Consider the following 20,348-nt stretch of genomic DNA (forward strand, 5'->3'; position numbering starts at 1 on the left):
GCAGCTTCAGTCGCGTCCCATGCACGGCGTCGCGGATCGTACCGGGCTTCTCACGGTTGGCGACGGGCAGTCGCACAGGTCCGCATCCTCAGCCGAGACTCGTGCACCGCGCCAAGCCTCCCGCTGACGCCCAGCCTCAAGTCCGCATCTTCAGTCGGGTCTCATGCACGGCATCACCGACCGCGCCGGGCTTCTCGCGCTCCGCGGCGCGCAGCAATCGGAGGATGCCGGGCCCGAGCACGTCAATCTCGGTGGACGCATACGTCTCCGTGCCGAAGCGGCGGATGCTCTCTGTCTGCGTCCGGAGGATGCGCGCGTCCTGGCTGAAGATGTGGAGCGCCACGGGCATGGCCACCGGCAGCACCGCGCGAAGCAGCCAGCGCGGCAGCGGCAGTCGGAACGTCACCACCGCGTAGACCAGCGTGTCCCAGTCCGCCACGGGCGTCATCGCCGAGGTCACGATGATGTGGCTGCCCTCGCCGATGCGGTACTCCACCTGCGCGATGGACGGCATCAGGAAGCGGTCGAAGTGCTGCACCACGCCGCCACCCGGGGCCAACAGCCGACCCACGACTCCACTGGGACGAGGCTCACCGATGTACTCGGCCTCCACCCGGTCCGCGCTCCGGCGCACCACCACGTCAATCTCGTTGCGCTTCTCCTCCGTGCGGAACAGGCCCCCGTGCAGGTAGGCCGTGTGCGGCACGTCGAGCGTGTTCTCCAGCGTCGCATGCAGCGAGCCCGGCGCACGCAGCACGCGCCTCACCGTGGTGTAGTCGCGCGCGTCCAGCAGTGGGAAACGGAACGGCTCCGTCGTCGGCTCCACGCCCGGCGTGGAGTACACCCAGACGAAGCCATCCTGCTCACGCGTCGCATAGGACGTCGCGCAGCGAGTACGGGCCTCGGGCTCGCCGAGGAAGCCCGGAATGGCGCGGCACTGCCCACCCGTGTCGAAGCGCCAGCCGTGGTAGCCGCACTGGAGCTGCCCCTCCTTCACCCGCCCCAGCGACAGGGGCACGTTGCGGTGAGGGCAGCGGTCCATCAACGCGCCGGGCTTGCCGCCCTCGCCCCGGAACAGGACGAGCGGCGTACCCTGAAGCGTGCGCGCCAGCGGCTTGTCGCCCAGCTCTCGCGACGCACAGAGGATGAACCAGGCATTCGGCAGGTGAACGACGGAGACGTGACCGGCGGCCGCACCTGGGGTGCGCGCCTCCTCGCGGGAGCTCATGAGACGCAGTCTAATGGCGCGCACGGCCAGTGCACGCCTTCCCGTGAGCGCCCGGGCCTCCCGCCAGGGGCCGAGCAGTCGGCACCCACACGGGAGGCCCCCCTTCCGCCTACAGCTTCAGCCGCCGCAGCCGGAGGGCGTTGACGATGACGGACACCGAGGACAGGCTCATCGCCGCGCTGGCGAAGATGGGGCTCAGGAGCAGACCGAAGAAGGGGTACAGCACCCCCGCCGCCAGGGGCACCCCCAGCAGGTTGTAGATGAAGGCGAAGAAGAGGTTCTGCCGGATGTTGCGCAGTGAGCCCTGGCTCAGCCGCCGCGCCCGGACGATGCCCCTCAAGTCTCCCTTCACCAGGGTGACACCCGCGCTCTCCATCGCGATGTCCGTGCCCGTCCCCATGGCGATGCCCACATCCGCCTGGGCCAACGCCGGCGCATCGTTGACCCCGTCCCCCGCCATGCCCACCACGCGGCCCTCCTTCTGAAGCCGCTTCACCACGTCCCCCTTCCCCTCCGGCAACACCCCCGCGATGACCTCGGAGATTCCCAGCCGGCGAGCCACCGCCTCCGCCGTGGTGCGGCTGTCCCCCGTCAACATCACCACCCGCAGCCCCTCCTGACGCAGCAGCGCCAGCGCCTCCGGCGTCGACTCCTTCACCGGGTCCTCCACGCCGAGCAGCCCCGCCACGCGCCCCGACACCGCCACCAGCACCACCGTCTGGCCCTCCCCTCGCAGCGCCTCCGCGCGGGCCGTCAGGTCCGTGGCCTCCACCCCGCGCGCCGTCATCAACGCCGCATTGCCCAGCGCCACCTCCACGCCATCCACCCGCCCCACCACGCCCTTACCGGTGTCCGAGCGGAAGTCCTCCACCGCCGTCAGCACCGCGCCGCGCTCCTTCGCGCCGGACACAATCGCCTCCGCCAGCGGGTGCTCGCTGCCACGCTCCAGGCTGGCGGCCAACCGCAACAGCGTCGCCTCGTCGAAGCCCTCCGAGGGAATCACGGACACGAGGCGCGGCTTGCCCTCGGTGAGCGTTCCCGTCTTGTCCACCACCAGCGTGTCCACCGCCTCCAGACGCTCCAGCGCGGCGGCGTCACGGATGAGCACCCCCGCCTGCGCGCCCCGCCCCGTGGCCACCATGATGGACATGGGCGTGGCCAGACCCAGCGCGCACGGGCACGCGATGATGAGCACCGCCACCGCGTTGACCAGCGCATGCGCCAGCCGAGGCTCCGGCCCCCACACGCCCCACACCACCGCCGTCACCACCGCCACCACGATGACCACCGGCACGAAGACCGCGGCCACCTTGTCCGCCAGTCGCTGAATCGGCGCGCGGGTGCGCTGCGCCTCGCTCACCCGCTGGACGATGCGCGACAGCAGCGTGTCCTTCCCCACCCGCTCGGCCCGCATCACCAGCGAGCCCGTCCCATTCACGGTGCCGCCCGTCACCTTCGCGCCCGAGGACTTCTCCACCGGGAGCGACTCGCCCGTCACCATCGACTCGTCCACCGCGCTGGCGCCCTCGAGCACCTCACCATCCACGGGCACCTTCTCGCCCGGCCGCACCCGCAGCCGGTCCCCTGGATGCACGTGCGCCAGCGGCACGTCTTCTTCATGCCCGTCGTCACGCATCCGCCGAGCCACCGGCGGCGCGAGGCTCAGGAGCGAGCGCAGCGCACCCGACGTCGCGTGGCGCGCCCGCAGCTCCAACACCTGCCCCAGGGCCACCAGGGTGATGATGACGGCGGCGGCCTCGAAGTAGAGGGGCGCCGTGCCGCCATGTCCCGTGCGCAGCCCTTCCGGCAACACATGCGGGAAGAGCGTGGCGAAGACGCTGAAGGCATACGCCGCGCCCGTCCCCAGGGCGATGAGCGTGAACATGTTGAGGTGCCGGTTGCGCACCGACGTCCAGCCGCGCTGGAAGAAGGGCCAGCCGCCCCACAGCACCACGGGCGTGGCCAGCACGAGCTGCGCCCAGGCCAGCACCGAGGCCGGCACCGCGTGCTGCACGGGCTGGCCCGGAATCATGTCCGACATCGCCAGCACCAGCAGCGGCACCGTGAGGCCCATGCCGACACGGAAGCGCAGCCACATGGACTTCAGCTCAGGGTCCGGAACGTCCTCGGGCAGCACGGTGCGAGGCTCCAGCGCCATGCCGCAGATGGGGCAGCTCCCCGGCCCGTCTCGCACCACCTCCGGGTGCATGGGGCACACGTATTCGACGCGCGTCTCCGGGACGGAGAGCGTCTCCGGCTCCAACGCCATGCCGCACTTCGGGCAGGCCCCCGGGTGGTCCTGACGCACCTCCGGGTCCATCGGGCACACGTACATCGTCCCCGGCGCGGCGGGCGGCTCCTCCTGCTTCTCGGCGGGAGGCGCGAGGAAACGCGCCGGGTCCGCGCGGAAACGCTCCCGGCACTTCGGATTGCAGAAGGAGAAGGTGTGCCCCTCGTGCTCCAGGCTGCCGCCCTTGGGAGCCAGGGGGTCCACCTTCATCCCGCAGACAGGGTCGACCACGTGAGTCCCCTCGCCTGGAGGCAGAGGGGGCGTCGGATGCGAGTGATGATGCGAGCCCGGGTGGGAGTGGCGGTTCATGGTGCGTCTCTCCTTTCACCCAGGCCAACGAGATACCCGGCCAGCTCTTACAGGTGACTTTTCGAAAGAATGCGCACCCCGAGTGGCCCAGGTGTCCACCGACGGCGAATCAGCGCCGGGCCAGGGGGCCGCCGAGCGCTCCCTGGCTCACTTCGGAGGCTCGTTGTAGCCCGCGTCCCCGTAGGGCTTCAGGCGCTCCAGCCAGAGGTTCTCCAGCACCTGGAGCTCCGCCTTCAGGTCCACGCCGGGCTCCTTGGGAGGCTCCAGCACGTCGAGCACCTCGAAGGAGAAGCTGTCCGCGCCGTCGCGCCTCCAATCCTCCAGGAGCGCGGGGATGCGAGGCATCCCGCTGGTCAGCTCGAAGCGGATGCGATTGAGCATGCCGGTGACATTGAGGCTCGAGCCCACCAGCACCCTCCCGTTGGCGCGATTGCGGACCGCATACACGCCCATCGGTGGGGGCTTCTCCTTGTACTCGCGCTTCAGGTCCGAGCGTCGCGCTCGGCTCGAATCCGTGGACGACATGGCGGACTTCCTTGGGTGAGGGGGGGACAGTGTTTCGGCGGCGTCATCGCCGCACAGCTTCAGCAGGCGTTGCTCCAGTCGCGCATGCGCCTGCGCATCCAGCGGCTCCAGCCAGTTGGGCCCCGCCAGCTTCCAGTCGACGTCGGAAGGGTCCAGGCCCAGCGCGGTCAACACCGCGGACTGGCAGATGAAGAACTGCTCACGGAAGGGGAAGAGATGACCTCCCGAGACACGCAGCGAGGCGACGGCGTCTTCGTACGTGGCGAACCAGTGGTTGAGGAAGTGGGGGCCCACGCGCTCCAGGAGCCGCTCGAAGTCGACCCGAGGCGCGTCCCGAGCCTCCAGCGCGTGCTTCAGCTCGCTCCAGGTGGCGTACCCCTGCTCCCGAGCGATGACGGCAAGCACGTGCTTGCGCTGCACCGACTCCCGACGCGCGAGCACCTCGCCCAGCGGCAGTCCCGCGAAGACAGGCAGCGCCCGCAGTCGCTCGGCGGCCCGCGTCGCTCGCGCCGAGTCTGTCGAGCCCAGCTCCTTGAGCAGGAGCGAAGCGCGGACCTTGCACTCGTGGAGGGAGAGGAGCTCGGCGGCGGGTGAGACGGTTCCCATGAAAAGTCCCTCGTTGGCGGCCCCACCCGTGTCACGGGCCGTGGAAGGAACTCATCGGAAACTGTGGGCCTGCCGGGAGAAACGAGGGTGACGTCGTCTTTTCGGGAAGGCGCCCCTCGGCACCTCTGTGAAGAGTTAACGGCGGGGGCGGAACTTCGGCAAGGGCTTTCTCTCGCGCCGCGAGCGCCCCGCCCACCGCCTGCTCAGGAGCGTGCCTTGCACGAACAGTCCAGGCAGCCATGCGCCGCGCAGGAGCCGCAGCTCCGCTCCAGTTGCTTCTTGAGGGCCTGCCTCGCCCGATGCAGTCGCACGCCCGCGTTGTTCGGAGTGATGCCGGCCTCGCGCGCCACGTCGGGCACGGCGCGCTCCTCCAGGTCTACCTTGCGCACCAGCTCCGCGTACTCCGGCTTGAGGGTGGGCAGGAGCGCTCCCACACAGGCACAGACGGTCTGCTTCAGCTCGGGGTCTTCGGAGGGCTCCTCGGCTTCGCGGGCCTCGCGCGCCAGGGCACGCCCTTCCACCTGCTGATGACGGCGGTGGTCCACCAGGGCGTTGCGCAGGAGCCGGTAGAACCACGTCACCGCGCCCTCGGGCTCCGGCAACGTCTCGCCCTTCTCCAGTGACTTCACGAAGGCGGCCTGGAGAATTTCCTCGGCCGTCGCGCGATTGCCCACGCGGCGCTCCACGAAGGCCAGGAACTGGCGATGGTTCTCCACCAGCGCGCGTGTCACCGCGTCGCCGTCCTCCCGTGTCGCCTCGACGCCCGTATGTCCGGTCTCACTCATTGAACCACCAGCATGCCCTTCATCATCTGCATGCCGCAGGTGAAAGGGAACGCGCCGACCTTGTCCGGCGTGAAGCTCACCACGGTCTCCGACAAACCAGGCAGGGGACGCTGGATGCCGAGGTCGGGGATGAGCAGCTCGTCACCGCACCCACCGGAGTCCTTGCGCACGAAGCGCAGCCGCGCGGGCACACCCTGCTTCAGCGTGACCTCGCTCGGCTGGTAGCCACCCTGCACGGTAATCGTCACCTCCTGCACCGCGTCGCCCTTCGACTCCGGGGACTTCGAGGACGGCTTCGGCGCGTCCATGGGCGTCAGCAGGAAGCCGATGAAGTACTCGGGGTCTTCGGGCAGGGGCAGGCGCACCGTCACTTCGCGCTCGGCGTCCGCCGCGGGGAGCGTTCCCGTCAGGAAGGTCCCTCCCCCCTCGGGCACGAGCGGCGCGGACACACCGCCCACCTCCACCGTTCCCTTGCGGCCCGCCAGGGGGAGCGGCTGGCGGAAGGCATCCGTCACCCACACCCGCACCTCGCCGGACCGCAGGGACACCACTTCCAGATGCGTGTCTCCGCTCATGGCCACGACACCGCCATGGAACGGAGTGTGGTCATGCTCCAGGGCCACGGCCTCGGCCACCACGCGTCCCTCGGCCTCCGTGCCCTTCACGTGGACGCGCTGGCCCACGCGAGCCCCCAGCAAGGTCTTCACGTCCTGTCCCGGCGAGGCGAGTACGAGGGCCGTGGCGCCCCCCTCCTTCTCCAGCGAGTACACGCCGCCCTGCTTCGCGCAGGCCTCGGCGCTCAGTCCCTCGGCGGGTGGCGTCGGGCACGGAGCCAGGCGGAGCGTCCCCACGATTCCACCGCCATGCCCCTGGGCCTCCAGGTGCGCGGCGAAGCGAGCCACCTCCGGCTTCCCGTCCCGCACCACCGTCACCACCATGGCCAGGTGGTCATCGGCGTGCTCCGGCCCCTGGCCCGACAGGTGGTCTCCCGAAGGCGTCAGCACGACATTCGGATAGCCCCCCTTCGCCACCTTCACGGAGCCCGTGGCACCCGCCACCGGACGAAGTACCAGCGCGTCGTCCAGCAGGTACACGCGATAGCCACCGCCACGCGTGGTCACCAGCTCCAGGTGCCCTCGGGGCGTGGACTCCACCTGCCCACCGTGAGGCGCCGCGTGGGCGTGGGGCTGCCGCGCGGAGTGGGCCACCTCGGTCGGCGTGGGCTCGGGCGCGGGCGCTTCCTTCTTGCTGCATCCGACCACCAGCCCCGCCGCCGCGAACACCGCGATGATTCTCTGTCCCATCGAACGCACCCTGTCTCCTCAATCCAATGCCACGCGAGGCCCGGTCATCAGCCCGTGCTCGCGAGTCGCTCTCCCTCGGGCTTCGGCCCGGGGAGCGTCAGGTCATCTTCGGCGCGCGCCGCGGCCTTGCGCGCCAGGTAACGCTCCAGGGCCGGACGCCCGAAGCGGTAGAACACAGCCGGGGTGACGAGCAGGTCCAGCAGCGTGGAGCTGATGAGCCCGCCGAGGATGACGGTCGCCACCGGGTGCAGGATTTCCTTGCCCGGCGCCCCCGAGGCGAGCGCCAACGGCACCAGGGCCAGTCCCGCCGTGAGCGCCGTCATCAACACCGGCACCAGTCGCTCCAGCGAACCGCGCAGCACCAGCTCGCGACTGAACACCTCGCCCTCCTGCTCCACGAGGTGGAGGTAGTGCGAGATGAGCATGATGGTGTTCCGACTGGCGATGCCGCACAGGGTGACGAAGCCCACCAGCGTCGCCACCGACAGCGGTTGGCCGGTGAGCACCACCGCCGTCACGCTGCCCACCAACGCGAGCGGGATGTTGAGCATCACCTGCGCCACCAGTCGCACCGAGCGGAAGTGGGCGTACAGCACCAGGAACATGCCCGCGAGCGACAGCAGCGACAGCAAGGCGATGAGCCGCGTGGCGGACTGCTGGCTCTCGAACTGCCCCTCGTAGGAGAGGAAGGTCCCGGTCGGAAGCGTCACACTCGCGGCCACGCGCTCGCGGACCTCTTCCACGGCGCTGCCCAAATCACGCCCGGCCACGTTGGCCATGATGACCACGCGCCGCTGGAGGTGGTCATGGTGGATGACATTGGGGCCCCGTGACTCCACCACGTCGGCGATCGCGGCCACGGGCACGCGCGCGCCGGACGGCGTGTCGACCAGCGCCCGGCGAAAAGCCTCCGCGTCCACGCGCGCGCGTTCCTCGTACCGCACCAGCACGTTGAAGGTGCGCTGTCCCTCCAGCACCTGCCCCACCACCACGCCGTTGAACGCCTTCTCGAGCTGCTCCGCCATGGCCCCCGGCTGCACGCCCAGCCGCGCCGACTCCTCGCGCTTCAGGCGCACCTGGAGCTGGGGAATCAACGTCTGCTGTTCCACCTGAAGGTCCACGACGCCGGGCACCTGGGCCATGACCGCGCGGACCTCTTCCGCCTTGCTCCGCAGCGCATCCAGGTCCTGGCCGAAGAGCTTCACCGCCACCTGCGCGCGGATGCCCGACAGCAGATGGTCCAGGCGGTGGGAGATGGGCTGCCCCACGGACACGGAGAGGCCGGGCAGCACCGCCAGTCGCTCGCGGAGGTCGGCCAGCACCACGTCGCGAGGCCGGCCCCCTTCCTTGAAGTCCACATCCAGCTCCGAGTAGTGCACGCCCTCCGCGTGCTCGTCCTGCTCGGCGCGGCCCGTGCGTCGCCCCACCGTCTTCACTTCCGGCACGGAGGCGATGAGCCGCTCGGCGAGCAACCCGAAGCGGTTGGACTCCTCCAACGAGGTGCCCGGAGGCGCCAGGACATTCACCGTCGCGGTGCCCTCGTTGAACGGCGGCAGGAAGGAGCGGCCCAGGAAGGGCACCACCGCCACGGCGGCGAGCACCAGCAGCGTCGCGCCCACCAGCACGGGCTTCGGGTGGCCCAGGGCCACGTCGAGCACTCGCCGCGCCCGCGCCTTCAACCACCGCACCAGCGCGCCGTCGCCATGCTCCAGCAAGCGGCCACGGGGCAACAGGTACGCGCACATCGCCGGTGTCACGGTGAGCGACACGAGCAGCGAGGCCAGGATGGACACCACATAGGCCACGCCGAGCGGCGCGAAGAGTCGTCCCTCGATGCCACCCAGGGCGAACAACGGGAGGAACACCAGGACCACGATGAGGGTGGCGAAGACGATGGAGCCTCGCACCTCGGCGGAGGCGCGGTAGATGACCCGGAGCGCGGGCTCCGGCGTGTCCTTCGCGCGGTTCTCCCGCAGGCGTCGATAGACGTTCTCCACGTCGACGATGGCGTCGTCCACCAGCTCGCCCACGGCCACGGCCAGTCCGCCGAGCGTCAGCGTGTTGATGGACAGGCCAAAGGCCTTCATCACCAGCGCGGTGATGACGAACGACAGCGGAATCGCGGTGAGCGTTATCGCCGTGGTGCGCAGGTTGACGAGGAAGAGGAACAGAACGACTACGACGAGGAGCGCGCCGTCTCGCAGCGCCTCCACCACGTTGCCGACAGCGGCTTGAATGAAGTCCGCCTGTCGGAAGAGAGTCTCCACCCGCACGTCGTCGGGCAGCGTGAGCCGGAGGTCCTTCACCGCCGCGTCCACCTGCTCCGTGAGCGCCAGGGTGCTCGCGCCGGGCTGCTTCTGCACGGCGAGGATGACCGCGGGCCGCCCATTCATTCCGCCATCACCGCGTTTCACCGCGGGGCCCACGTCCACTTCCGCGACCTGGGAGAGTCGCACGGGCACGCCCTCGCGCACCGCCACCACCGTCCCGCGCAGGTCCTCCACGGAGGCGCTGCGCGCGAGGTTGCGGACCAGGTACTCACGCCCACCCTGGTCCACGAAGCCGCCCGTGGTGTTGCCCTGCGAGAGTCCCGCCGCGCGCTCCACGTCCTCGAAGGTGAGACCGAATGCCAGCAGCTTCTCCGGTGCCACGCGCACCTGGAACTGCTTCACCCCGCCGCCCAGCACCGTCACCTGCGCGATGCCCGGAATGGTGAGGAGCCGCTGACGCAGCACCCAGTCCGCCAGGGAGCGCAGCTCCAGCGGTGACGTGCGGCCTTCCTCGCTCTGCACGCCGAGCAGCAGGATTTCTCCCATGATGGAGGACACGGGCGTCAGGTGGGGCGCCACGTCGCGCGGCAGTCGCTCGCTCGCCACCTGGAGGCGCTCGGAGACGAGCTGTCGGTCCAGGTAGATGTCCGTGCCCCAATCAAACTCCACGTAGACGATGGACAGACCCACGCCCGAGGACGAGCGCACGCGCTGCACGCCCGGCGCGCCGTTCATCGCCGTCTCGATGGGCGTGGTGATGAGGGTCTCCACCTCTTCGGGAGACAGGCCGCCCGCTTCGGTCATCACCGTCACGGTGGGACGGTTGAGGTCCGGGAACACGTCCACGGGCAGACGCGTGACGGCCCAGCCGCCATAGAGCAGCACCGCCACGGCCGCCAGCACGACGAACAGGCGGTGGCGCAGCGAGAACAGGATGACGTGGTCGAGCACTACCGCCCTCCCCTGGCCAACCTCAACGCCGCCACCCCGGTCACCACGACCCGCTCACCGGCCTGCAAGCCCTTGAGCACGGCGCGCCACGCACCGTCACTGCCACCCAGCACCACGGGCCTCAGCTCGAAGGCCTCTGGCGCGGTGTGGACGAAGACGAAGGTCCGCCCTTCCTCCTCCACCACCGCGTCCTTCGGCACCGCCAGCGCGTCCTTCTGGCCCCCTTCTCCGAGGGCCACATCCACGAACATGCCCGGCCGCAATCGACCGTCGCGGTTGTCGACCTCGAACAGCACGCGCACGCTGCGCGTCGACTCGTCCACCATCTGCCCCACGTGGTAGGGCCGCGCGGGGAAGTGCTGGCCCGCGTAGGCGGGCGTGGTCACCAGCGCGCCCGTGGTGCCCTCCGCGCGCGCCACGTCTCCTTCGAACACCCGCGCCTCCACCCAGAGGACGGAAGAGTCCAACACCGCGAAGAGGGCGCGGGACGGGTCCACCTGCTCGCCCACGGATGCACGGGCCTCCACCAGCACTCCGTCGATGGGCGAGACGAGCGAGAAGCGCGCGGTGCCCTGCCCCTGTCGTGCGCCCGCGAGCACGTCTCGCGCGGACTTCGCTCGGCTCCACTCCTGTTCGGCGGTGTTCACCGCGAGCCGCGCCTGTTGGACTTCCTTCTCCGCCACCACGCCCTGAAGGGACTCCAGGCGCGTCAAATCCCGACGGGCCTGCTCCAGGGCCGCCTGCGCGCGTACGGCCTCCGCTTCGGCCTGGAAGTGACTGGTCGACAGCCCCGTGGACTCCGATGTGGACAGGCTCTGCTGCACCAGCGCGAGCACCTCACCGCGCTTCACGCGCTGGCCCACGAGCGGCACGGTGCCATTCGCGGCGAGCACCCTTCCCGACACGGGCGCGGACACCTGAGCGAAGCGGTCCGTGCGCGGCACCACTTTCCCCGGGGTCACCAGCCGCGACTCCAGGGAGCGCACCGCCGCTCGCTGCGTCCGGACTTCCAGCAGGAACTGTGTTTCCTTCGGCACGGTGAAGGCGGTGCCAGCGACGATGGGCTGCTGAGCCGCCGCGGGCTTCCCGTGTTGCTCACCGGCGTGCGCCAGGACGAGGGGACTGGTGAGCAGCAGCGTGAGCGACAGCATCCCACGAGCAGTGAGGGAGACAGCAGACCCGCTCATGGCCGCACCTTCTTGTGTCGGTTCATCCACCACGCACCCGCCACCAGCAACAGGACGATGCCACCCGTGGCACTCCAGCCCAGGGGCCTGCGCAAGCCAGGGCCGGCATCGGTGGCGTCGTGTTCCGAGGACAGATGCACCGTCCCCAGCGCCAGCACGTCCAGGTCGTTGCCACGAGTCACGGTGACCACCGCCGCCAGCTCCGCTCCGGGCAGAAGCTCCGCGTCGGCCACGTAGACGCCGGGGGACTCCAGCTTCGGCGCCAGCGTCTGCACGGTCGACCCGGTGAGGGTGAGTTCCAGATGGGCGCTGCTCACCGGCGCGTTCGTCTCCACGTCCGCGACCCACAGGCGCACGGGCGTCTTCGCGGCTTCTGAATACTCCGGGTGCTTCAGCACCACCTCGAACACCTCTCCCGTGGCGGAGAGGACATGCCAGGCCTCACCCGGCACGGACGCGGTGGCGGTGTCTCCGTGGGCCGCGCCCTCATGCGCCAGGGCTGGCAGCGACATGCAGGCCATCAACACCCACCACCGCGTTGCCCTCATCGCGACACCTCGTGCGGAAGCAGAGAGGCTCGTCCCTGCTTCTCGCCGCATCTGGGTCGCGAACCCGAGCCGTTCATCGGTCCTCATTCCGGCACCTCGCCCGTAGGCATCCGTCCCACCGAGCGCAGCAAGGCCGTGCGCGCACGTGCCAGCGCCGCCGCCGCATCCACCGCGTCCGCCGAGGCGGCGAAGGACCTGTCCCTGGCGAGCAACAACGCGTCCAGTCCCAGTTGCCCCGCCTCGTAGGCTCGACGCACCAATTCCAGATTTCGGTCCACCGAAGGACGTACCGACATCAAGGCCGTGTGCGCGGCTCGCGCGGACTCGAACGTCGTGCGTGCCACGGCCTGCTCTGACTCCACCTCACGCGTTCGCGCGATGCGCTCCGACTCACGCACCTTGTGTCGAGCCCGAGCCTGCGCCAGCTCGCCCTGGTTGCGGTCCCACAACGGCAGCGGCACCGACAGTCGGGCGATGAGCAGGTGTTCGGTGTGCAGGTCCGTGAGGGCACCGTGGGCTTCCGGCCGACGCTCACGCTCGTAGCCCAGGGACAGCGTGGGATTGGGGATGCGCTCGCGGCGCAGCAGGTCCACCTCGGAGCCCGCCGCCGTCACCTCCGCGCGCGCGGCCACCAGGGTCGGCTGTTCGCCCGTCAGCTCCGACGGCAAGGCATCCGTCGCCGAGCCAAGGAGGGAGACCGCGAGCGGCGCGTCCGCCGGACGTCCCAGTCTCCGATTCAGCTCGACGCGAGCCGCCTGCGCCTCCGCGTGGGCCTGTGCGACCCGAGCCTCCGCGCGGGCTCGCTCCAAGGTCGCGGCATTGCGTTCCAGCTCCGACACGTCACCCGCGGCGAAGCGGCGCACCGTGGCGGTCTCCATCTCCCGGGTCAGCTCCAGCGCCTCGCGAGCCAGCGAGGAGCGAGCTTCGCGCCGCTCCAACTCCACCGCCGCATCCACCGCGCCCGACGAAGCACTCAGCATCGCGGCCTGACGCCGCGCACGCGCCGCCTCTTGAGCAGACCTCGCGCGGTCCAGTCTCAGGCCGCGCTGTCCGGCGACCTCCAGCATCTGGCTCAGCACGACTTCCGTGCGCTGCTCACCTTGTGCGCCCGTGAGGGCATCACTGACGACCGCGACCTCGAGGGAGGGATTGTTTCGAAGCCAGCGGCCGTCCGCCGCGCGAGTTCCCTCGGCACCTTCTTCCTCGGCGCGTGCCGCCGCGACCTCGGGACTTCGAGCCACGGCCTCCGACGCCACGCGCGCCAGCGGCCACGCCTCCAGGGGCGAGGCAGCCAGCACGAGCGACAGGGCAGCGGGCACGAGCAACATGTCCACGTCCCAACGCAAGTCGCGTACCCAACCCGAAGGCCAAGGATTCCAACAAGTTGGGCACAAGTGAGGCCGCACCAAGTGTGACCATGTCCATCACACTGTGATGGGCCCGAGCGACCAGCGCTCCCAGTGGGGCGACCTGCTCAGCGCGTCGGCAGCTCGCGAAAGGAGATTCCTTCCAAGGCCAACCGATGCACCGCCTCCATGAACCGCTCGGTTCCCACAATCACCGTGGCGAAGTCGCCCACCCTGAAGAGGTCACGGTCCAGGGGCAAGGTCGCGGCGTCGAGGATGGGCTCCTCTGGCAGCCGGAGCCCGACCCGTCCGCAAGTCGAACACGGCGGAGGCAAATCCGGAGGAAGACAATCCGGGTGCAGCCGTCCGCGTGGTTCGATCTGAAGCTCCAGCAACGCTAGGGGTTCTTGTTGACGGAAGCGAAGCTCTGTTCGGCAGTCCACGAGTCCGCGCACGCCCTCCGCTTGAAGCTGCTCCAGCACTTCACTACGAACCAGCAGCAAGCTGTCGCCCAACCAGGCGAAGGCTGCGAACCTGCCGGAAGCAGTCCCCACCAGCGGGCCGAATGCCGTTCCAGGAGGCAACGTCGCGGTCGACGGTGCCAGCGGCCTCACTCGTTCTCGGAGACGTGCGAACTCAGGGAAGGGTTCGGGCCGGGCCTTCAAGAACTCGTCCTGGTCTGGCAGTCCGGACAGGTCGACCGCCGGATACTGGTGTCCCGAGGAACTCCAGGTCGCACCACACATCGTGCAGTGCGCGCCAGGAAGCCCCCACCTGTGCGCGGCGTTGAGGCCTCCGTTAAAGCGAGGCCAGAGTGACTTGTCCCACCTGAGTTCGAAGACGCGCATCACGCTCCCGGCCTGGAATGGTAGGGCTGAATGGGACCTCCCATGAGCTGGAATCGATAGATGAGCTCCCCTGCGTGCTTGAAGATCTCCTCGGGCCGCGCATCGTCGTTGCTCCGGATGAACTCCCGCCAGGCGTTGTTCCAAGCTCCTCCCGAGGGTCCTCCTTCGTGAATCCTTCTGTGGAGGTCTCGAGGAATGGGCATGGTGTAGTCGTGAATCTTGAGACCCTGGCGCTCGAACCACCGCGCCAGATCTTCCGCCTGGGGGAATATGTGGTGTTTCTCGAACCGGCCCCGAGGGAGCTGATGGGACGGTGGGATGACGCGTTCGGGGGCACCATTCCAATTCGGGAAGACCATGACGGCGCCCTTGGGGAGTTGCTGGGCACCGCCCCAGTTCCGTCGAGGCCCCATCCCGGGAGCCGCTGCCGCCGCTGGCGGACGTGACGGAGGAAAGCGCGCGAGTTCGACGTCGCTGGCCACATCCTCACACCGATAGAAACCGCACATGTCCCCCAGGCACAGGAGCGTGACACACCGGTCCAAACTCGGAGCGGAACACTCCACTTCCGTCCCACCCACCTCATGAGGGTCAGGAACGTGCTGCGCGGTGGAGCAAGCCAGCAAGTGCGCGGCAACCAGCAACCACAATGAGTCGCGAATGAGCGGCATATCTGGCGAAACCTAGCCGCAGTCGCGGTGTGAGGGATTGACAAGGCCCCGCATCCCGTTTATCTCGCGTGCAGCATCAAGAGCGGTACCGCTTCGGCGGTGGCCCGACAACCTGGAGACGGACCTCCAAGGTGTCCAAACGATGCGGCTCAGGGAGCAGGTGCTCCACGGGCAAACCAAGCGTCCGAAGCGAGGCAACTCCTCAGCTTCGGTGAGAGAGGACCTCCGTGGTTCCATCCACCTCCGCCGCATCCCCTCGCGCCACGCAGCGCCCCCGCCGCGAGAGCGCTCGAATGCGCCGCGCCCGCCACGTCACCGTCCCGCGAATGCGCGGGCCGCTACACGCCGGCTAGCGCTCCCACTCCGCTCCCATTCCCTTTCCTTCCTTCGTCCGTCGGCGCCCAGGCGCCGCGCTCGCTCGACGTGTGTCGACAGCGCGGCCTCGCGCCCTCTCATGTCTTCAGGGCCACGGCCCTCGTTCGAGGTTCGCAGATGAGCAGCAACTCCTTTCGGGTGATGAAGTTCGGCGGCTCCTCCGTGGGCTCACCCCGCCGGCTGCGCCAGGTCATCGAGCTGATTGGCAAACACTCCCGCACGGGCCCGCTCGCCGTCGTCGTCTCCGCGATGGGCGACACCACCGACTGGCTCCTGGAGGCCGCGGACCTCGCCACCCGAGGCGAGCTGGAGGGCTCACTCACCGTGGTGGCCCGCATCGCCCACCTCGCCAAGACGAACGCCGCCGCGCTCCACCCCGCGCAGTCCACCACGCTCGCCGCGCGCGTCGACCAGCTCCTCGCCCCACTCCAGCAACTCCTCCAGGGCATCTCCCTCACCCGCGAGTGCTCCCCGCCTTCCAAGGACAAGGTCCTCTCCTTCGGTGAGCTCATCTCCGCCACCCTCCTCGCCGAGCTGCTAAGGGCCGCGGGCACCGAAGCTCACTTTCGCGACGCCCGCCTGCTGCTCGTGACGGACGACACCTTCGGCACCGCGCGCGTGGATGTGGCCCGGACCCGCGAGCGACTCCAGTCAGCCACCGCCGAGTGGGGCACCACCGTCCCCGTCATCCCCGGCTTCATCGCCGCGACGCTGGACGGACGCACCACCACGCTGGGCCGCAACGGCTCCGACTACACGGCGGCCCTGGTGGCGCAGGGGCTGGGAGCCTCTGAAGTCACCGTGTGGACCGACGTGCTCGGGCTGCACACCGCCGACCCGGACCTCGTCAGCGACGCGTACCCCGTGGCGCACCTCACCCATGGCGAGGGCCTGGAGCTGGCCGCCGTCGGCGTCCGCATGCTGCACCCGCGCACGATGATTCCCCTCATCGAGGCCGGCATCTCCCTGCGCATCCGCAACACCATGCACCCGGACCACCCGGGCACGCTCATCGACGCCATCGGCTCGCGCGACGGGCAGCGCCCCACGTGCATCGCCACGCGCGAGGACCTGGCCCTGCTGGGAATCGAGGTGCGCAAGCTCTCCGACCAGTTCCAGCTCGGCGAGCGCGCCCTCTCCGCGCTGCGCGCCGCCCGCGTCACGGTGTGGATGACCGCCCAGTCCGCCAACGGCCAGTCCATCGCCCTCGTCGTCCCCCGACCCGATGCGCAGCGCGCCCGCAACGCCCTGGAAGCAGAGCTCGCGCAGGAGCTGGCCCGCCGTGAGGTGGAGCCGCTCGGCGTCCGCGAGCCGGTGACACTCGTCACCCTGGTGGCCGAGGCGATGGGCCACGGCGTCAACGTGGCCGGCCGCTTCTTCAGCGCCCTGGGCGCGGTGGGCGTCGGCGTGCGAGCCAGCGCACAAGGCGCCAGCTCGCGCTCCATCTCCTGCGTGGTGGACGCGGAGGACACCGCCATCGCGGTGCGTACGACCCACGCCGCCTTCAACCTCGCCCATCAACAGGTCAGCCTCTTCCTGCTCGGCAAGGGCACCGTGGGAGGTCAGCTCCTCGCACAGCTTCGCGCCCAGCAGGAACAGCTCCGCCAGCGTCACGGCATCGCGCTGCGCGTCGTCGGAATCGCCGACAGCCGACACACCCTGTTCGACCCGGCCGGCCTCGCCCTGGACGGAATCGAGGAGCAGCTCGCTCGCGTCGTCCGAGGTGAGCCTGGCACGCGCGCACTGGCGCCGCTGCTGGACGAGCTGCGCCGGCTGCCCGTGCCCATCCTCGTCGACTGCACGGCGGACGGCGACGTGGCCTCGCTCTACACGGAGGCGTTCCGTCGGAGCATCCACGTCGTGGCCGCCAACAAGAAACCGCTCGCCCTGCCCTGGAACGAGCGCGAGGCCCTGCTCGCCGAGGCGCGCCGTCACCACGTCGCGTACCACTACGAGACGACGGTGGCCTCCAGCCTCCCCGTCATCGACACGCTCGCCAACCTGGTGCGCACCGGCGACACCGTGCGCCTCATCACCGCGTCCCTCTCCGGCAGCGTGGGCTTCATCTGCAACGAGCTGACTGCCGGCGTCCCTCTGTCCACGGCCGTCCGCACGGCCCGCGAGCGCGGCTTCACCGAGTCGGACCCGCGCGAGGACCTGTCCGGCGCGGACGTGGCACGCAAGGCGCTCATCCTCGCCAGGGAGCTGGGCCTGTCGCTGTCACTCTCCGACGTCGCCCTGGAGCCCTTCGTCCCGGAGCCCTCGGACGCGGGCGATTCCCCCGAGTCCTATCTGCGAAGCCTCCGCGCACTCGACGCGGAGTACACACAGAAGGTGGAGCGCTGCCGACAGTCCGGCACGGTGCTGCGCTACCTGGCGCGCATCGACCCGACGCGGCTGGGCACCGACGCGCCCGTCATCCGCGTGGGACTCACCGCCGTCGAAGCGGGCCAGCCCGCCGCGGACCTGCGCGGCTCCGAGTCCTTCGTCTCCTTCACCACCACGCGACACAGCGAGTTCCCCCTCACCGTGCGCGGCGCGGGCGCGGGCGGCGCTGTCACGGCGTCGGGTGTGCTCGCGGATATTCTCCGCGTCTCCCAGACGCTTCGAGGCCGCTGAGCCTCGTCCACCCGGAAACAGGAGCCACCTCATGAAACTCGCCACAGCCCTCGTCCACGCCGGCACGCGCAGAGACCCGACCACCGGCGCGGTCGCGGTGCCCATCTACCATTCCGCCACCTACCAACACCCCGCGCTCGGGCAGTCCACCGGGTACGACTACTCGCGCACGAAGAACCCCACCCGCGCCGCGCTCGAAGACGCGCTCGCGGGCCTCGAAGGCGGCAACCGGGGCCTCGCCTTCTCCTCCGGCATGGCCGCGCTGCACTGCGCGCTCCAGCTCCTCGGCCCCGAGGACCACCTGGTCCTCACCGAGGACCTCTACGGCGGAACGTTCCGGCTGGTGGACAAGCTGCTCCACATCCCCCACACCTTCGTGGACACCACGCGGCTGGACGCGGTGCGCGCGGCGCTGCGTCCCAACACCAAGGCCCTGCTGGTGGAGTCGCCCACCAACCCGCTGATGAAGACGGCGGACCTGTCCGCGCTCGCGGACATCGCCCGGAAGGCGGGCGCGCTCCTCATCGTGGACAACACCTTCAACACACCGTTCCTCCAGCGCCCGCTGGAGCTGGGCGCGGACATCGTCGTCCACAGCGCGACGAAGTATCTGGCCGGACACAACGACGTCGTCGCCGGAGCGCTCGTGGTGAAGGACGCGGCGGTGGGCGAACGGCTCGCCTTCGTCCAGAACGGCATCGGCGCCATCCTCGGGCCGCAGGACTCCTACCTCGTGATTCGCGGGCTCAAGACGCTCGCGCTGCGCATGGAGCGCCACCAGTCCAACGCTCGCGAGGTGGCCGCCTTCCTGTCGAGCCACCCCCAGGTCGAGCGCGTCTACTACCCCGGCACGGGCGGGATGCTCTCCTTCGACGTCACCGACGCGGCCCTGGTGCCCCAGGTGCTCGCCGCCGTGCGCATCTGCCTCTTCGCCGAGTCCCTGGGCGGCGTCGAGACGCTCATCACCTTCCCCGCCACGCAGACCCACGCCGACATCCCCGTCGCGCGCAGGGAACAGCTTGGCATCACCGACCGACTGCTTCGCCTCTCCGTGGGTATCGAGGACTGCCATGACATCATCTCCGATTTGGCCCAGGCGCTCGAAGGGCGCTCCCAGCCCGTCGAACTTCGCCACGCGACTGCTGCACACGGGTCATGAAGTCGACCCGGTGACGGGCGCCGCCGCGGTGCCCATCTACCAGGTCTCCATGTTCGACCAGCCGGGTCTGGAGCACTCCGGCGAGTTCGACTACGCGCGCTCCGGCAACCCCACGCGCAAGGCGCTGGAGGGCGTGCTCGCGAGTCTGGACGAGGGCGCCGGGGCGTTCGCCTTCGGCTCCGGCATGGCCGCGCTGTCCACGGTGCTGATGCTCTTCAGCGCGGGGGACCACCTGGTCGTCACCGACGACTGTTACGGCGGCACGTACCGCGTGCTCACCCGGGTGTTCAGCCGCTTTGGACTCAAGGCCACCTTCGTGGACACCTCGGACACGGACGCGGTGCGCGCCGCGTTCCGCCCCAGCACCAAGGGGCTCCTCGTCGAGACGGTGAGCAATCCCTTCCTGCGCCGCACCGACGTCACCGCCATGTCCATCCTCGCGCGGACGTATGGCGCGCTGCTCATCGTGGACAACACCTTCCTGTCCCCCTACCTCTCGCGTCCGCTCACCGAGGGCGCGGACATCGTCATCCACTCCGCCACCAAGTACCTGGGCGGACACAGCGACATCATCGCGGGCACCGTGGCGGTGCGGACGCCGGAGCTGGCGAAGGAGGTCTACTTCCTCCAGAACGCGGTGGGCGCGGTGTTGGGCCCGCAGGACTGCTTCCTGCTCCAGCGCGGCATCAAGACGCTGCAGGTCCGCATGGAGCGGCAGGTGCGCACGGCGGGGGCGCTCGCTCGCTGGCTCGGAGGCAGGCCGGAGATTCGAGAGGTCTTCTATCCAGGCACCGGCGCGGTGGTGTCCTTCCGACTCGCCCACGACTCGATGGCGGCGACCTTCGTGGACTCGCTTCGGCTGCCGCTGCTCGGCGTGTCGCTGGGCGCGGTGGAGAGCATCATCACCGTGCCGGCGAGGCACTCGCATGCCTCCGTGCCCGCCGCCGAGCGCGAGCGACGGGGAATCACCGACAGCCTCATCCGCTTCTCCGTGGGTCTGGAGGACCTGGAGGACCTGCAAGCGGACCTCGCGCTCGCGCTGGGCCGGGCCTTGAAGGAGGCCGCGTGAAAGGGAGGTCGGGTTGACAGTCTCCGGCGGATTGGTTACGTCCTGAAGCCGATGCTCTGCTTCGTCGCTCCGTTCGGGTCCTGTTGTCGCGGCATGTGTTGCCGCGTCACGACGGGTCCGTCCGTTCGAGCGTACTGAGCGTCTTTCGCGCGCAGGCGTGTCCGGCCCGTCCTCCCAGAAACCTGGAGACGGGCCGTTCCATTTTCCCCACACGCCGGGGCGCTGCATCGAAGTCCCGGCCCCAACCCCGAGACGCGG

General features: G+C 69.8%; 14 protein-coding genes and 1 riboswitch. Of the genes, 3 read left to right on the plus strand and 11 right to left on the minus strand.

Translation table 11 applies throughout. The features are described from left to right. Window positions 1–136: 136 nt before the first annotated feature. The 11 genes from HUA78_RS25240 to HUA78_RS25290 all read right to left on the minus strand — a co-directional run bounded on the left by HUA78_RS25240 (window position 137) and on the right by HUA78_RS25290 (window position 14,868). Window positions 137–1,228, minus strand: coding sequence for an aromatic ring-hydroxylating dioxygenase subunit alpha (locus tag HUA78_RS25240; RefSeq protein ID WP_141641733.1), 1,092 nt, complete (start codon window positions 1,226–1,228; stop codon window positions 137–139). A gap of 109 nt (window positions 1,229–1,337) precedes the next feature. Beyond that, entirely contained in the window at window positions 1,338–3,827 is a 2,490-nt protein-coding gene (locus HUA78_RS25245; protein WP_174454514.1) for a heavy metal translocating P-type ATPase, read from the minus strand. Window positions 3,828–3,974: 147 nt separating this feature from the next. Next, window positions 3,975–4,958: a GIY-YIG nuclease family protein gene (locus HUA78_RS25250; protein WP_174477324.1), complete on the minus strand. Its 984-nt coding sequence runs from the start codon at window positions 4,956–4,958 to the stop codon at window positions 3,975–3,977. A gap of 203 nt (window positions 4,959–5,161) precedes the next feature. Continuing rightward, a complete protein-coding gene (locus tag HUA78_RS25255; protein ID WP_174454512.1) occupies window positions 5,162–5,743 on the minus strand; it encodes an RNA polymerase sigma factor in 582 nt (193 codons plus the stop codon). Then, window positions 5,740–7,047, minus strand: coding sequence for a cupredoxin domain-containing protein (locus HUA78_RS25260; RefSeq protein WP_174477325.1), 1,308 nt, complete (start codon window positions 7,045–7,047; stop codon window positions 5,740–5,742). The genes HUA78_RS25255 and HUA78_RS25260 overlap by 4 nt, the downstream gene beginning before the upstream one ends. Before the next feature lie 47 nt (window positions 7,048–7,094). Continuing rightward, window positions 7,095–10,268 (minus strand): efflux RND transporter permease subunit, encoded by a 3,174-nt coding sequence (locus tag HUA78_RS25265; RefSeq protein WP_174477326.1) that lies wholly within the window; start codon window positions 10,266–10,268, stop codon window positions 7,095–7,097. Further along, the gene (locus HUA78_RS25270) at window positions 10,268–11,455 is read right to left on the minus strand and encodes an efflux RND transporter periplasmic adaptor subunit (RefSeq protein ID WP_174465825.1); all 1,188 of its coding nucleotides are present in this window, start codon (window positions 11,453–11,455) and stop codon (window positions 10,268–10,270) included. Before HUA78_RS25270 ends, HUA78_RS25265 begins: the two co-directional genes overlap by 1 nt. Then, window positions 11,452–12,003 carry a hypothetical protein gene (locus HUA78_RS25275; RefSeq protein ID WP_217442584.1) on the minus strand — a complete coding sequence of 184 codons (552 nt, stop codon included), beginning with the start codon at window positions 12,001–12,003 and terminating at the stop codon, window positions 11,452–11,454. Before HUA78_RS25275 ends, HUA78_RS25270 begins: the two co-directional genes overlap by 4 nt. 83 nt (window positions 12,004–12,086) lie before the next feature. Further along, on the minus strand, window positions 12,087–13,331 hold the full coding sequence (locus HUA78_RS25280) for a TolC family protein (protein ID WP_217442585.1): 1,245 nt from the start codon (window positions 13,329–13,331) through the stop codon (window positions 12,087–12,089). Window positions 13,332–13,477: 146 nt separating this feature from the next. Continuing rightward, complete coding sequence (locus HUA78_RS25285; protein WP_371745660.1) at window positions 13,478–14,200, minus strand: double-CXXCG motif protein; 723 nt, start codon at window positions 14,198–14,200, stop codon at window positions 13,478–13,480. Then, the gene (locus HUA78_RS25290; protein ID WP_174465828.1) at window positions 14,197–14,868 is read right to left on the minus strand and encodes a TIGR02269 family lipoprotein; all 672 of its coding nucleotides are present in this window, start codon (window positions 14,866–14,868) and stop codon (window positions 14,197–14,199) included. Before HUA78_RS25290 ends, HUA78_RS25285 begins: the two co-directional genes overlap by 4 nt. Before the next feature lie 68 nt (window positions 14,869–14,936). Continuing rightward, a riboswitch (SAM-I-IV-variant riboswitch) is annotated at window positions 14,937–15,057 on the plus strand. 303 nt (window positions 15,058–15,360) lie between these two features. On the opposite strand from HUA78_RS25290, the gene thrA reads away from it, so the two are divergent. From thrA to HUA78_RS25305, 3 genes are read left to right on the plus strand one after another with little or no spacing between them, the layout of a single operon-like run. Next, the gene (thrA, locus tag HUA78_RS25295) at window positions 15,361–17,862 is read left to right on the plus strand and encodes a bifunctional aspartate kinase/homoserine dehydrogenase I (protein ID WP_174477330.1); all 2,502 of its coding nucleotides are present in this window, start codon (window positions 15,361–15,363) and stop codon (window positions 17,860–17,862) included. A gap of 31 nt (window positions 17,863–17,893) precedes the next feature. Then, window positions 17,894–19,021 carry a PLP-dependent aspartate aminotransferase family protein gene (locus tag HUA78_RS25300; RefSeq protein WP_174465830.1) on the plus strand — a complete coding sequence of 376 codons (1,128 nt, stop codon included), beginning with the start codon at window positions 17,894–17,896 and terminating at the stop codon, window positions 19,019–19,021. Next, window positions 18,933–20,090, plus strand: a complete 1,158-nt coding sequence (locus tag HUA78_RS25305) for a PLP-dependent aspartate aminotransferase family protein (protein WP_174477331.1) — start codon at window positions 18,933–18,935, stop codon at window positions 20,088–20,090. The genes HUA78_RS25300 and HUA78_RS25305 overlap by 89 nt, the downstream gene beginning before the upstream one ends. Window positions 20,091–20,348: the final 258 nt, after the last annotated feature.

It is taken from the genome of Myxococcus sp. CA033 (assembly GCF_013336625.1).
In the GTDB taxonomy this organism is placed as follows: Bacteria; Myxococcota; Myxococcia; order Myxococcales; family Myxococcaceae; genus Myxococcus; species Myxococcus llanfairpwllgwyngyllgogerychwyrndrobwllllantysiliogogogochensis.

Coding starts and splice junctions, on each gene's coding strand:
- HUA78_RS25290 (WP_174465828.1), bottom strand. CDS start 14,868: ATGCCGCTCATTCGCGACTCATTGTGGTTGCTGGTTGCCGCGCACTTG.
- HUA78_RS25250 (WP_174477324.1), bottom strand. CDS start 4,958: ATGGGAACCGTCTCACCCGCCGCCGAGCTCCTCTCCCTCCACGAGTGC.
- HUA78_RS25280 (WP_217442585.1), bottom strand. CDS start 13,331: ATGTTGCTCGTGCCCGCTGCCCTGTCGCTCGTGCTGGCTGCCTCGCCC.
- HUA78_RS25275 (WP_217442584.1), bottom strand. CDS start 12,003: ATGAGGGCAACGCGGTGGTGGGTGTTGATGGCCTGCATGTCGCTGCCA.
- HUA78_RS25245 (WP_174454514.1), bottom strand. CDS start 3,827: ATGAACCGCCACTCCCACCCGGGCTCGCATCATCACTCGCATCCGACG.
- HUA78_RS25260 (WP_174477325.1), bottom strand. CDS start 7,047: ATGGGACAGAGAATCATCGCGGTGTTCGCGGCGGCGGGGCTGGTGGTC.
- thrA (WP_174477330.1), top strand. CDS start 15,361: ATGAGCAGCAACTCCTTTCGGGTGATGAAGTTCGGCGGCTCCTCCGTG.
- HUA78_RS25240 (WP_141641733.1), bottom strand. CDS start 1,228: ATGAGCTCCCGCGAGGAGGCGCGCACCCCAGGTGCGGCCGCCGGTCAC.
- HUA78_RS25305 (WP_174477331.1), top strand. CDS start 18,933: ATGACATCATCTCCGATTTGGCCCAGGCGCTCGAAGGGCGCTCCCAGC.
- HUA78_RS25300 (WP_174465830.1), top strand. CDS start 17,894: ATGAAACTCGCCACAGCCCTCGTCCACGCCGGCACGCGCAGAGACCCG.
- HUA78_RS25270 (WP_174465825.1), bottom strand. CDS start 11,455: ATGAGCGGGTCTGCTGTCTCCCTCACTGCTCGTGGGATGCTGTCGCTC.
- HUA78_RS25255 (WP_174454512.1), bottom strand. CDS start 5,743: ATGAGTGAGACCGGACATACGGGCGTCGAGGCGACACGGGAGGACGGC.